We start from the raw sequence: 12332 nt of genomic DNA, 5'->3' as shown, positions 1-12332 counted from the left end.
CTGGCTCAGCGGCGGTCGCCGATCAGGCTCAGCAGGAACTGGAACATGTTGATGAAGTCGAGATAGAGCGTCAGGGCGCCGTTCACCGACATCTTGGCCGCCATCTCTCCGTCGAAGCCGCCGTAGAGATACATCTCCTTGAGCTTCTGGGTGTCGTAGGCGGTCAGCCCCGCGAAGATCAGCACGCCCAGCACCGAGATGGCGAACTGGAGGGCCGACGAGGCGAAGAAGATGTTCACCAGCGACGCGAGGATGATGCCGATCAGGCCCATCATCAGGAACGAGCCCATGCCGGATAGGCTGCGCCGGGTGGTGTAGCCCCAGAGGCTGAGCGAGCCGAAGGCCGCGGCCGTGATGAAGAACACCTGCACCACGCTGCCCCCGGTGAACACCAGGAGGAGCGAGGACATCGACGCGCCCATCACCGCCGCGAAGGCCCAGAACATCGTCCGCGCGGAGGAGGCCGACATCCGGTCCATCCGCATGGAGAAGACGAAGATGAACGCCAGCGGGGCGAGCATCAGGACCCACTTCAGCGGGCTGAGGTAGAGGGTCTGACCGAACGGGGTCAGGATCGGGCGTGTGCCCTGGTAGGCCGCCACGGAGGCCATGTTCAGGCCGAGCGCGACGAGACCCGAGATGCCGAGCCCGACGACCATGTTGTTGTAGACGCCGAGCATGAAGGTGCGCAGGCCCTGGTCGACCTCGACCTGGGTGCCGGCGTAGCCGGTCGGCTGCTGGGCGCCGTACCGGAAGGGGCTGTTCTCGAATGCCATGGGAGTTTCCTTGCGGAGGCTCTCTCAGCGTGGTGTTCGGGCGAGGCCCACGCAGGACCTCTGGCGCCAGGCTGGCGCCTCGGTCAGGAATATGTTGCGCCCGCCGCCGCGACACAAGTCCCCGGCCACGGTTCCGGGGCCGCTTTTCCGTGTCCGGCGGATGTATTTTTGTCCATCTGGGCCGGGATTAAAATGCATTCCGCCCCGTCGTCGGGTGGTTCGACTGACGGTTGCCGCCATCCAGGCGTTTCGATGAGCCTGCACGAAGTCTTAACGGCTTCCTTATGCCACGTGCGCCCGCGCGCGTCCCGATTTCTCCGGTGCGGACCGCCGAGGCGCGGCGGGTTCGAGCCTGCGCGGGCGATCCGCGGCCGCCGAGAACCCGTCTCCGGCGCGTCGGATCTGGACTGTCCGAAGAAGCGTCTCAGTGCGTCATCCGGCGGGCCAGGGCGCGGCCCAGACCCAGCAGCATCAGTTCGGCGGCGGCCCGCACCTCCGCGGGCATGTCGTCGGTGAGCGTCTCCTTGAGCGCGATGGCGAGGTCGGCCGCCCGCTCCAGCGGGTCTCCGCCCGCCATGGGCCTGCCGACCACGTAGCGGTCGCCGCCGTCGCGGATCTCCGTGATGTCCATCAGGATGCCGTGCGAGCGCTGCGGCTGGCCGTCCTCGTTCCGGTGTGTCCGTCCCCGGCTCAGGAGCCAGCGCACGGAGCCGTCCGCCTTGAACACGCGGTACTCGGCCAGAACCAGCCCGCTGGACCAGACGGCCCGGAGCATGTGGTCCATCAGCCACGTCATGTCCTCGGGATGCACCGCAGCCAGGGCCATGGGTCCGTTGATCGGACGGTCGGCGAGGTCGGGATTGCCGGTCAGCAGCCGGGCCGCGCCCGCGTCGTAGACGACCGCGCCGCCGACATGGTCCCACTCCCAGGCTCCGACAACGCACGAGGCTTCGAGAGCCGCGCGGAGACGGTCGGCGTTCTCCGCGTAGCCATCGATGACGTTGATGCGCATGCTGAATGGTCCCCCCGACCGGTCGAAGCCCGAACGTCTAGCTCCGTACCAATCTTCCGACAGAATGACAAAGAGTTCACTTGCGAATACGCCATCAGCCGGGCACCCCTCGTCACGGCTGGGAAATTATCCTCCGTCGCGAGAAATTCGAGGGACCGTCATGGACGAGAAGGGGCTCGAATGTCTGCGGATGATTGCCGATCGGACGGTAGAATCCTCCTCCGCGCGCGCGCTCAACAGGATTGCGCAGTCCCTCGATTTGCCGATCGAGGCGTTCTACGATCCCGATCACCGCGGACCTGTCGACCGGCGGACGATCGAGCGGGAGACGGAGCGGCTGCTGGTGCTGGTCGGGATACACCTGCGCCAGCTCGATTCGGGCGCGCGGAGGCGATTCGGTGAGGCAGTCCGCGCGATGATCGGCCCCGAATCGGCGGAGGACTGCGCGCGCGCCGCGGGACGCACTGACAGCGGCGATCCGTGAGGGCGGGGCCCGACGGTCGGAGGCGCCTCCCCTTCGACCGACGGCGCCGGTTCCCGACCAGGGGGCCTTCGAGGGGACGCGGTCTGCCGCGATGGCCGAGGGCCTGCGTCCCGCGTCGTCGACCACACGTCGTTGATCTCTCGACGGCTTCGACTTCTGCTTCCACCGGAGATGGACCGGCTCCGCCGCCTCAGAGGTCGGCCCGCGGCAGGACGGGGCTGCCTGTCGCGCGCTCGGCCCTCCCCGCACGGCGGTGACGCGCCCGACGCGCGGCGTGGCTATCGGGCCCGGAGCCTCGATGTGCTGACCGCGGCTCCCCCACCCGGCGCAGCGGAGCCGTTCCCGAGACTACCGGAAATCCGGGAGCCCTCCCCGGCCTGCCCCGGCTTGGCGTTCCGGGAGCCGGTGGCGGCTCCGGCGCTGAGGCCGGACGGTCCCGCGTGCCGGCGCGCGTCAGATCTGCCGCAGATACGGCGCGGGCTTCTGCCCCAGGATCCGCCACGTGCCGGCGAGGCCCAGCAGGATCGCCAGGGCCACCGCGGCCACGGCCGCGCCCAGCGCGCCCGACAGGTCGAGGCGGAAGTCGAGGTGCATGACCTTGGCGACGATCACCCAGCCGGCGAGCGACCCGGCGAGGAGGCCGAACAGGGCGGTGGCGAGGCCCAGGGCGGCGTACTCGATACCGTAGGCGGTGAGCAGCCGCGCGCGGCTCGCGCCCAGCACCTTGAGCACGACGGCGTCGTAGAGCCGCGCCCGGTGCCCGGCCGCGATGGCGCCGGCCAGCACGAACAGGCTCGCCAGGACCGCCACCGCGCTCGCCCCGCGGATCGCCAGGACCAGCCGGCCCACGAGGTCGCCGATGGCGTCGAGGGCATCCTTGACCCGGACCGCGCTCACCGACGGGAAGGTCTTGGCGACGTCGCGCAGGATGTGGTTCTCGGTGGCCGCGTCGGTGCCGCCGGGCAGGGTCAGGGTGGCGAGGTCGGAATGCGGTGCCCCCCGGAAGGTGCCCGGCGAGAACACCATCACGAAGTTGATGCCGAGGTTGCGCCACTCCACCCGGCGCAGGTTGAAGATCGTCGCGGTGAGGTCGCGGCCGAGCACGTTCACCGTCACGGTGTCGCCGAGCTTCAGGCCGAGCTGGCGGGCGAGGTCGGCCTCGAAGGAGACGAGCGGCTTGGTACCTTGCTCAGCGCTCCACCACGCGCCCTCGGTGAGGCTGGAGCCGTCCGGCACCGTGTCGGCGTAGGTGATGCCCCGGTCACCGTCGAGCACCCAGGCGGCGTCCTCCGGGGGGCGGATCTTGCTCGCCGGCACGCCGTTGAGGGCGACGATCCGACCGCGCATCATCGGCACGTCCTCGACCTTGCCGTTGGGGGCCGCGCGCGCCAGGAACTCGCGGAACTGGGCGGCGTCCCGCGAGGGAATGTCCAGGAAGAAGAGATTGGGCGCCCGGGCCGGCAGGGTCGCGCTGATCGTGCGGCGGACATTGGCGTCGATCAGGCTGAGCGTCACGAGGAGCGTCACGCCGAGGCCGAGCGACAGGACGATGGCCGGCGTCAACGCGCCGGGCCGGTGCAGGTTGGCGAGCGCCATCCGGGGCGCCGGCCAGCGCGGGTGCGGCAGGCGGCGGGCGAGCGCCATCAGGCCGAGCGCCACCAGATGCAGCAGGCCGAACGCGATGGCGGCGGCCGCGATGAAGATCAGCGCGACGCGCCGGTCGAAGGCGGTCGCCACCGACAGGCCGACCAGGGCCGCGAGGCTGACGGCGAGCCAGATCCGGTAGCGCCAGCGCGGGCTGACGCGCGCCGGGTCGACCGTGTCGCGGAACAGCCCGGAGACCGGCACGTCGTGGGCGCGGCCGAGCGGCGTGATCGCGAACGCGAAGGCGGTGATCAGCCCGTAGGCGGCGGCGAGCGCCAACTCGCCCGGTGCGAGCGTCGGGTTCAGCGGCAGCGGCAGGTCGGCGGAGAACAGCGCGTCGAGGAGGAAGGGCAGGCTCGCGCCGATCGCGAGGCCGATCAGGGTGCCGAGGCCGGCGATCAGCATCACCTGCGTCAGGTACAGGGCGACCACCTGCGAGCCCGGCGCGCCGACGCTCTTGAGGGTCGCGATCGAGGGCCGCTTGCGCTCCACGAAGGCGTGGACCGCGTTGCCGACCCCGACGCCGCCGACGATCAGCGCGGTGAGCCCCACCAGGGTCAGGAACTGCGTGAAGCGCTCGATGCTCTTGGCGAAGCGCGGGTCGGCGTTGGTGCGCGAGCGGATCTCCCAGCCGGCCTCGGGGGTCGCGGCGCGGATCCGGGCCTGCGCGGCGTCGAGGTCGGCGTCCGGCGCGCCGGGCGGCAGGAGGAGGCGGTAGCTCCAGCGATTGAGGCTGCCGGGCTGGACGAGGCCGGTGGCGCGCAAAGTCGGCTCGGCGATCATCAACCGCGGCCCGAAGCCGATGCCGCCGGCGATCTTGTCGGGCTCGGACACGATGGTGCCGCGGATCGCCACCGGGTGCCCGGCGAGCGCGATCCGGTCGCCGACCTTGACGTCGAGGCGGGTGAGCAGGGCCGGGTCGGCGAGTGCCCCCGGCACCCCGTCGCGCTCCGCCAGCAGGTCGGCGAGGCGGCCCGGCGGGTCGGTCGCGAGGTCGCCCGCGGCCGGGTAGGTGGCGGGGTCGACGGCCTTCAGCTCGACCAGGGCCGCGTCGCCGCTGCCCGCCACCGCCATGGCCCGCAGGGAGGCGACCACGTCGAGGCGGCCTTCGCGCGCCAGCGCCTGCCTCTCCGCGTCGGTCGCCTCGCGGTTGATGAGGTTGTAGGCGAGGTCGCCGCCGAGGATCCGGCGGCCTTCCCGGCCGAGCCCGTCCGAGAGCGAGCGCGAGATCGATGCCACGCCCGCGATGGCCATGACGCCCAGCGCGATGCAGGCGAGGAACACCGCGAAGCCGTTGAGCCCGGCCCGCAATTCGCGCAGCGCGAGGCGCAGGGTCAGCGGGATCCGGCGGGGCGCGGGGTCGGGGCGGGTGATCGTGCCGTGCATCAGGCGGTCACCGCCTCCTCGATCCGCCCCGAGCGCAGGCGCACGGTGCGGTCGCACAGGCGGGCGAGGCCGTTGTCGTGGGTGACGAGGACCAGCGTCGCGCCGCGGTCCCGCTTCAGCCGGAACAGCAGGTCGACGATCTGGCGGCCGGTGGCCTCGTCGAGGTTGCCGGTGGGCTCGTCGGCCACCAGGATCGCCGGGTCGGGGGCGACCGCCCGCGCGATGGCGACGCGCTGCTGCTCGCCGCCCGAGAGCTGCGCCGGGTAATGGTGCAGCCGGTGCCCGAGGCCGACCGTCTCCAGCTCGGCGCGGGCCCGCTCCAGGGCGCCGGGCCGGTCGGCGAGTTCCAGCGGCAGCGCCACGTTCTCGAGCGCCGTCATGGTCGGCACGAGGTGGAAGGCCTGGAACACGATGCCGATCCGGCGCCCGCGGAACCGCGCCAGCGCGTCCTCGTCGAGACGGACGAGGTCGGTCTCCTCGATCACGACGCCGCCGGAATCGGGCCGCTCCAGGCCGGCCATGACCATCAGCAGCGTCGACTTGCCGGAGCCCGAAGGACCGACGAGGCCCACCGCCTCGCCGCGGCCGACGCTCAGCGAGATGCCGCGCAGGACGTGGACGCGGGCGGCGCCGCGCCCGAGGCTGAGGTCGATGTTCGACAGCGCGATCGCGGGCTCGCGCAGCACCTTGCCTTGGCTCACCGGTGAGCCGATCTGTGGGCGATGACGAGCATGGCGCGCGAGGTCCTCGGTTGGCTTCGATCTTGGCTGCACGGGCCGCGGGTGCACCGCGATATGGGTTGGCCATTGGGGCCGCGCCATGACGGCGGCGCTGTGTTCCGGCGCACGGCCCTGTTTGCCGCAGCGCTAGCCTGTCTCGTCCTCCCTTTCATGACGGCTTCCATGACCGACGCCCACGCCGCACCGGGCGGCCCGATCAAGCTCGTCGCCCTCGGCGACAGCCTGACCGCCGGCTACCGCCTGCCGGGCGACGCCGCCTTCCCGACCGTGCTGGAGCGCCTGCTCAAGGCCAAGGGCGCGGACGTGACCGTGGCCAATGCCGGCGTCTCCGGCGACACCGCCACCGGCGGCCTCGACCGGGTCGATTGGTCGGTGCCGGAGGGGACCGCGGGGGTGATCCTCGAACTCGGCGCCAACGACATGCTGCGCGGCACCGACCCGAAGGTCACCGAGGGCGCGCTGTCGGCGATCATCGAGCGATTGAAGGCGCGGGGCATCCCGGTCCTGCTCGCCGGCATGCAGGCTGCGCCCAATCTCGGGCCGGACTACAAGGCCCGGTTCGACGCGATCTACCCGGCGCTCGCCAAGCGCTACGACCTGACCCTCTACCCGTTCTTCCTCGACGGGATCATCGGCGACCGGGCGCAGCACCTCGACGACGGGCTGCATCCGAACCGGCAGGGCGTGGAGACCATCGCGGCCCGCATAGCGCCCACGGTCGAGGCGTTCCTGGACCGGATTCGCCAGCAGCCGGTGCGCTGATGCCGCGCCTGTTCACCGGGCTCGCCGTGCCGGCGGAGATCGCCGAGGCGCTCAAGGTCTACCAGGGCGGCCTGCCCGGCGCGCGCTGGATCGAGCCCAGCGACTTCCACGTCACCCTGCGCTTCCTCGGCGACGTGGAGGCGACCGTGGCCGACGACGTCGTCGAGGCCCTGTCGGAGATGCGGGCGCGCCCGGCCCTGACGGTGACGCTCGACGGACTCGGCATCTTCGGCGGCGACAGGCCCCGGGCGCTCTACGCGTCGGTGGTGCCGGAGGCAGGGCTGATGGATCTGCAGGCCGAGCAGGAACGGCTCGTGCGCCGCGCCGGGGTCGAGCCGGAACGGCGGAAATTCACACCGCACGTGACCTTGGCCCGGCTGCGGCGCGACGCCACGCCGGAGGCGACCGCCATGTACCTGTCGCAGGCCCCGGTCTTCGCGCCGCTGACCTACACGTTGGACCGGGTGACGCTGTTCTCGGCGCGGGACTCGACCGGGGGCGGGCCGTACGTGGCGGAGGCCGAGTTCCCGTTCGCGTGATGCGCCTGGGCACGGTCGTTCACGGCCTTGCGAGCGAAGCGGAGCAATCCAGGGTCGGCGACATGGCCCCGAACGTCGCGCTGCTCAGGGTCACTTCGCTTCGCTCGTGATGACGAGGTTCGGTCTTCATGCGAGCCGATCACGCGATCGTCTCGCATCGGTTCACAACCGCCGCAGGGCCACGCTCTCGATCCGGTGGCTCGCACCCTTGGTGAGGATCAGGCTCGCCCGCTGGCGCGTCGGGACGATGTTCTCGCGCAGGTTCGGCAGGTTGATCGTGGTCCAGAGCCGGTCGGCGATGTCGAGCGCCTCGGTCTCGGGGATCTCGGCGTATTTCCGGAAGTAGGAGCGCGGGTCGCGGAACGCCGTCTGGCGCAGCTTCATGAACCGGGTGACGTACCAGCGGTGCAGGTCGTCCTCGTGGCCGTCGAGATAGATCGAGAAGTCGAAGAAGTCGGACACGAACGGGATCGCGGTCCCGTCGCGCGGCAGGCGGGCCGGCTGGAGCACGTTGAGGCCCTCGACGATCAGGATGTCGGGGCTCTCCACCACCCGCTCCTCACCGGGCACCCGGTCGTAGACGAGGTGCGAGTAGAGCGGCGCGGTCACGCGCTTGTGGCCGGCCTTCACGTCGTGGAGGAAGCGCAGCAGCGCGGCGGTGTCGTAGCTCTCGGGGAACCCCTTGCGCTCCATCAGGCCGTTGGCGGCCAGTTCGGCGTTCGGCAGCAGGAACCCGTCGGTGGTGACGAGGTCGACCTTCGGGGTGTTGGGCCAGCGCGCCAGCAGGGCGGTCAGGATGCGGGCCGTGGTGGACTTGCCGACCGCGACGGAGCCGGCGAGCCCGATGATGTAGGGCGCCTTGGTCTCGCGCTCGGCCAGCAGGAAGCGCTGCGTCGCCTTGAACAGCCCCTGGGTCGCCGCGACGTAGAGCGCGAGGAGCCGCGACAGCGGCAGGTAGATCGCCTCGACCTCCTCGACCGAGATCGGGTCGTTGATCGATTGCAGCCGCTCGAGATCTTCCTGCTTGAGGGTGAGCGGTGTGTCGGCGCGCAGCTGCGCCCATTCCTCGCGGCTGAAGCGGCGATACGGCGAGAGCCGGTCCGACGCTTCGAGGATCGCCTCGACCGAGCCCGGCAGCGCGGCCGCGTTCACGCGTGGCGCCTCGCGGCCTTCTCGGCGATGCCGCTCTGGGCGGTGCGACGCTCCAGCTCGGCCATCACGGCCTCGAGCTCGACCCCCCCGGCCCGGAGCAGCACGACGAGGTGGTAGAGCACGTCGGCGGCCTCGTTGCGCAGGCCGGTCTTGTCGCCCTGCACGGCCGCGATCGCCGCCTCCACCGCCTCCTCGCCGAGCTTCTTGGCCGCCTTGGCGGGGCCCTCGGACAGGAGCTTGGCCGTGTAGGAGGTGGCCGGATCGGTCCCGGCACGGCTCGCCACGAGGGCGGCGAGGTCGGCAAGCGTGTAGGCGGTCATGAAGCGATCTGCATGTTGTCGCGGCCCCTTATACGGACCGGGGCCGGATTTCGGCAGGAAACTGCGCTACCGCCGGCCCGCGGGCAAGCGGGGCGGGTGAAGGCCGCCCGGCTTTGTCCGGGCCTCACCCGTTCGGCAGGTGCCGGGCGAGCGCCTCCAGCACGGCCATGCGCACGGCCACGCCCATCTCGACCTGCTCGCGGATCAGCGACTGCGCGCCGTCGGCGATCTCGGAGGAGATCTCGACGCCGCGGTTCATCGGCCCGGGATGCATCACCAGGGCGTCGGGCTTGGCGAGCGCCAGCTTCTCGCCGTCGAGGCCGAAGTATCGAAAGTACTCCTTCACGGAGGGCACGAACGAGCCGTTCATGCGCTCGCGCTGGAGGCGCAGCATCATCACGATGTCGCAGCCGACGAGGCCCTTGCGCATGTCGGTGAAGGTCTCGACGCCGAAGCGCTCGATCCCGGCGGGCAGCAGCGTCGAGGGCGCGATCAGGCGGACCCGCGCGCCCATCGCCTGCAGCAGGATGATGTTGGAGCGCGCCACCCGCGAGTGCAGGACGTCGCCGCAGATCGCCACCTGCAGGCCCTCGATCCGGCCCTTGTTGCGGCGGATGGTGAGCGCGTCGAGGAGCGCCTGGGTCGGGTGCTCGTGGGCGCCGTCGCCGGCATTGACCACCGCGCAGTCGACCTTGCGGGCGAGCAGGTGCACCGCGCCGGCCGATTCGTGGCGGACCACGATGATGTCGGGCCGCATGGCGTTGAGCGTCGCGGCGGTGTCGATCAGGGTCTCGCCCTTCTTCACCGAGGACGAGGCCACCGACATGTTCATCACGTCGGCGCCGAGCCGCTTGCCGGCGAGCTCGAAGGACGATTGCGTCCGCGTCGAGGGCTCGAAGAACAGGTTGATCTGCGTGCGGCCCCGCAGGGTCGTGCGCTTCTTCTCCACCTGCCGCGAGATGTCGACGGCGGATTCGGCGGCGTCGAGCAGCACCTCGATGTCGGGCCGGGTCAGGCCCTCGATGCCGAGGAGGTGCCGGTGCGGGAAGGCCGGGGTCGGAGGCGTCGTCATGATGAGGCCCGGGTGTAGGTGCGGCGCGCCCGGGGGGCAAGGCTGTGTCTCAGACATCTCGGTTCTATCCGCGGCGTGCGCTCCTTCCCGCAAGGGCTACGGGCGACACGGTTCTGAGGCCCCGGCTGGCTCGATCGGCGGCAGGAGGCGGCGCGGGTCCCCTCTCCCGCTCGGGAGAGGGGGCGCGTCGCGCTCCGTCATCGACGGCGCGCCCATCGGCGCAGTCGTACCCCGAGGGGCGGCTGCGGCCTTTTTTCCGGCGGATGGTAACCGCCCGCCCCCGCGCCACGTATCTGCCCGAACGGTCGGGATTCGTACGCTCCCGGCCCCGCGCCGCTTGCCCGGGATCCAGACGCTTGGCCGCCTCCCCTGCCCTCGAAGCCCCCGAGACCGTCGACCGGCAGGGGCGCCGCTGGTTCTACCGCCACCCGCTGGTCATCCGGCTGGCACACTGGATCAACGCCGCGGTCCTGCTGGTGCTGCTGATGAGCGGCCTGCAGATCTTCAACGCCCATCCGGCGCTCTACTGGGGGTCGACCTCGACCTTCGACAACCCGGCGCTCGCCATCACCAGTGAGCAGGGAAGCGGCGGCGCGAGCCGCGGCGTCGTGACGGTGGGTTCCCACACCCTCGACACCACCGGCGTGCTCGGCCTGTCGAAGGAGAGCGGCACCGAGGTGGAGCGCGCCTTCCCGGCCTGGGCGACGCTGCCGGCCAACCAGGACCTCGCGACCGGACGGCGCTGGCACTTCCTGTTCGCGTGGCTCCTCGTGATCAACGGGGCGGTCTACCTGCTCTACGGCCTGGTCTCGGGCCAGCTCCGCCGCCGGCTGATCCCGGACGGGGACCAGATCCGCGACTTCGGCGGCTCCGTGAAGGAGCACCTGCTCCTGCGCTTCCCCGAAGGCACGGAGGCCAAGCGCTACAACGTCATCCAGAAGCTGACCTACCTCGTCCTCGTGCTCGGCCTTCTGCCCGCGATGGTGCTGGCCGGGCTCGCCATGTCGCCCGGGATGGACGCCGCGTGGCCGTGGCTGACCGAGCTGTTCGGCGGCCGGCAATCGGCGCGCAGCGTCCACTTCATCGCGGCCGGGCTCATCGTGCTGTTCGCGGTGGTCCACGTGCTGCTCGTGATCGTGTCCGGGCTCGTCAACAACATGCGCGGCATGATCACCGGCTGGTTCAGCCTCGGCCGTCCCGAGAAGGAACCCGCCCGATGATCCTCCACCGCCGCAAGCTCCTCACCGCGGGTGCGGGCCTGATGGGCACCGCCCTCCTCGGCGGCTGCGACCGGTTCGCCGGGAGCGAGACGGGGCAGCGCACGCTCCAGGTCGGCGAGGATGCCAACCTCTACGTCCAGCGCCTGCTGATGTCGCCCGCGACCCTGGCCCGGGAATTCCCGGCCTCGATGATCTCGCCCTGGTTCAAGCCGAACGGCACGATCGACCCGCCGGACCGCGCCTACCGGGCGCTGGCGGCGCAGACATTCTCGGACTTCAGGCTGACGGTGGACGGGCTCGTCCAGACGCCGCTCGCGCTCAGCCTCGCGGACCTGCGCGCCCTGCCCTCGCGCACCCAGATCACCCGTCACGATTGCGTGGAGGGCTGGAGCTGCATCGGGCAGTGGAGCGGCGCGCCGCTCGCCGAGGTGCTGAAGAAGGCCGGGCTGAAGCCCCAGGCGCGCTACGCGGTGTTCCACTGCGCCGACACGCTGGAGGTCGAGGCGGGACCCAAGGGCGGGGGCAAGGGGCGCGGCCAGGGGGCGTCCCTGTGGCGCCCGACCCATCCCGGCGCGGTCCGCGAGGCCTACGTCCAGCTCGCCGCCGCCGACGATTGGGGCGGCCCGGCCACCGCGACCGACGCGCCCAAGGACGACTGGGGCCAGGGCAGCCCGGAGCCCGAGCCGACCGGGATCCCGATCCGCTACTACGAGAGCATCGACCTCTACGACGCCTTCAACCCGCAGACGATCCTGGCCTACGACCTCAACGGCAAGCCGCTGCCGGTCTCGAACGGCGCGCCCCTGCGCCTGCGGGTCGAGCGCCAGCTCGGCTACAAGCAGGCCAAGTACGTGATGCGGGTCGAGATGGTGGAGTCGCTCGCCGGGATCGGCCAGGGCAGCGGCGGCTACTGGGAGGACCGCGGCTACGAGTGGTACGCGGGGATCTGAGGCGACTGACGGGATTTTGAGCTGCTGACGCGGCGAGTTCCGTGCTGGAGCCCGGGTCGCGCTTCATCCGGCACGGCCTCTTTCCCGGACAGGTGGAGCGAAGCGGAACCTGACCCGGGACCCGGCGTGAAAAGTGCCGCGCGGCGGCTCCCCCGAACAACCTCGCGATTTGACAACCCGCCGCCCGTGACCCACTTGTGCCCGGCGCGCGGCCCCGGCCCGACGGCGGGCATACGTCCCACGCGAATCTCGAACAGAATTCGTCCGTCGCGCCC

12 protein-coding genes are annotated in these 12332 nt (G+C 71.3%); 5 read left to right on the top strand and 7 right to left on the bottom strand.

The features are described from left to right. Positions 1-5 precede the first annotated feature (5 nt). Together LOK46_RS05355 and LOK46_RS05350 are read right to left on the bottom strand one after the other, a co-directional pair. Entirely contained in the window at positions 6-776 is a 771-nt protein-coding gene (locus LOK46_RS05355; RefSeq protein ID WP_091786357.1) for a Bax inhibitor-1/YccA family protein, read from the bottom strand. A gap of 424 nt (positions 777-1200) precedes the next feature. Further along, positions 1201-1788, bottom strand: coding sequence for a PAS domain-containing protein (locus tag LOK46_RS05350; RefSeq protein ID WP_273562819.1), 588 nt, complete (start codon positions 1786-1788; stop codon positions 1201-1203). Positions 1789-1948: 160 nt separating this feature from the next. Here LOK46_RS05350 and LOK46_RS05345 point away from each other — a divergent pair, with 160 nt between their 5' ends. Next, positions 1949-2272, top strand: coding sequence for a hypothetical protein (locus tag LOK46_RS05345; RefSeq protein WP_273562818.1), 324 nt, complete (start codon positions 1949-1951; stop codon positions 2270-2272). 453 nt (positions 2273-2725) lie between these two features. Here the strand turns inward: LOK46_RS05345 and LOK46_RS05340 are convergent, their stop codons facing one another. Next, positions 2726-5302, bottom strand: a complete 2577-nt coding sequence (locus LOK46_RS05340; RefSeq protein ID WP_273562817.1) for an ABC transporter permease — start codon at positions 5300-5302, stop codon at positions 2726-2728. Beyond that, the gene (locus LOK46_RS05335) at positions 5302-6003 is read right to left on the bottom strand and encodes an ABC transporter ATP-binding protein (protein WP_443192868.1); all 702 of its coding nucleotides are present in this window, start codon (positions 6001-6003) and stop codon (positions 5302-5304) included. The genes LOK46_RS05340 and LOK46_RS05335 overlap by 1 nt, the downstream gene beginning before the upstream one ends. Positions 6004-6192: 189 nt before the next feature. Here LOK46_RS05335 and LOK46_RS05330 point away from each other — a divergent pair, with 189 nt between their 5' ends. After that, positions 6193-6804 carry an arylesterase gene (locus LOK46_RS05330; protein WP_443192867.1) on the top strand — a complete coding sequence of 204 codons (612 nt, stop codon included), beginning with the start codon at positions 6193-6195 and terminating at the stop codon, positions 6802-6804. Beyond that, on the top strand, positions 6804-7343 hold the full coding sequence (thpR, locus tag LOK46_RS05325) for an RNA 2',3'-cyclic phosphodiesterase (protein WP_273562815.1): 540 nt from the start codon (positions 6804-6806) through the stop codon (positions 7341-7343). The genes LOK46_RS05330 and thpR overlap by 1 nt, the downstream gene beginning before the upstream one ends. Before the next feature lie 162 nt (positions 7344-7505). On the opposite strand, the gene coaA is transcribed toward thpR, so the two are convergent. From coaA to LOK46_RS05310, 3 genes are all read right to left on the bottom strand, one after another. Continuing rightward, positions 7506-8495, bottom strand: a complete 990-nt coding sequence (gene coaA / locus LOK46_RS05320) for a type I pantothenate kinase (protein WP_273562814.1) — start codon at positions 8493-8495, stop codon at positions 7506-7508. Beyond that, complete coding sequence (locus tag LOK46_RS05315) at positions 8492-8815, bottom strand: phosphoribosyl-ATP diphosphatase (RefSeq protein WP_043356782.1); 324 nt, start codon at positions 8813-8815, stop codon at positions 8492-8494. Before LOK46_RS05315 ends, coaA begins: the two co-directional genes overlap by 4 nt. 124 nt (positions 8816-8939) lie before the next feature. Continuing rightward, positions 8940-9887 carry an aspartate carbamoyltransferase catalytic subunit gene (locus tag LOK46_RS05310; RefSeq protein ID WP_132369350.1) on the bottom strand — a complete coding sequence of 316 codons (948 nt, stop codon included), beginning with the start codon at positions 9885-9887 and terminating at the stop codon, positions 8940-8942. Positions 9888-10243: 356 nt separating this feature from the next. On the opposite strand from LOK46_RS05310, the gene LOK46_RS05305 reads away from it, so the two are divergent. Both LOK46_RS05305 and LOK46_RS05300 read left to right on the top strand, forming a co-directional pair. After that, a complete protein-coding gene (locus LOK46_RS05305) occupies positions 10244-11107 on the top strand; it encodes a cytochrome b/b6 domain-containing protein (protein WP_273562813.1) in 864 nt (287 codons plus the stop codon). After that, positions 11104-12057: a molybdopterin-dependent oxidoreductase gene (locus LOK46_RS05300; RefSeq protein WP_273562812.1), complete on the top strand. Its 954-nt coding sequence runs from the start codon at positions 11104-11106 to the stop codon at positions 12055-12057. Before LOK46_RS05305 ends, LOK46_RS05300 begins: the two co-directional genes overlap by 4 nt. Positions 12058-12332: the final 275 nt, after the last annotated feature.

Origin of the sequence: Methylobacterium sp. NMS14P, assembly GCF_028583545.1 — a bacterium.
Classification (GTDB): domain Bacteria; phylum Pseudomonadota; class Alphaproteobacteria; order Rhizobiales; family Beijerinckiaceae; genus Methylobacterium.
This window is presented reverse-complemented; position numbering and strand designations above follow the sequence as displayed.

Coding starts and splice junctions, on each gene's coding strand:
- LOK46_RS05355 (WP_091786357.1), bottom strand. CDS start 776: ATGGCATTCGAGAACAGCCCCTTCCGGTACGGCGCCCAGCAGCCGACC.
- LOK46_RS05350 (WP_273562819.1), bottom strand. CDS start 1,788: ATGCGCATCAACGTCATCGATGGCTACGCGGAGAACGCCGACCGTCTC.
- LOK46_RS05345 (WP_273562818.1), top strand. CDS start 1,949: ATGGACGAGAAGGGGCTCGAATGTCTGCGGATGATTGCCGATCGGACG.
- LOK46_RS05340 (WP_273562817.1), bottom strand. CDS start 5,302: ATGCACGGCACGATCACCCGCCCCGACCCCGCGCCCCGCCGGATCCCG.
- LOK46_RS05330 (WP_443192867.1), top strand. CDS start 6,193: ATGACGGCTTCCATGACCGACGCCCACGCCGCACCGGGCGGCCCGATC.
- thpR (WP_273562815.1), top strand. CDS start 6,804: ATGCCGCGCCTGTTCACCGGGCTCGCCGTGCCGGCGGAGATCGCCGAG.
- LOK46_RS05315 (WP_043356782.1), bottom strand. CDS start 8,815: ATGACCGCCTACACGCTTGCCGACCTCGCCGCCCTCGTGGCGAGCCGT.
- LOK46_RS05310 (WP_132369350.1), bottom strand. CDS start 9,887: ATGACGACGCCTCCGACCCCGGCCTTCCCGCACCGGCACCTCCTCGGC.
- LOK46_RS05300 (WP_273562812.1), top strand. CDS start 11,104: ATGATCCTCCACCGCCGCAAGCTCCTCACCGCGGGTGCGGGCCTGATG.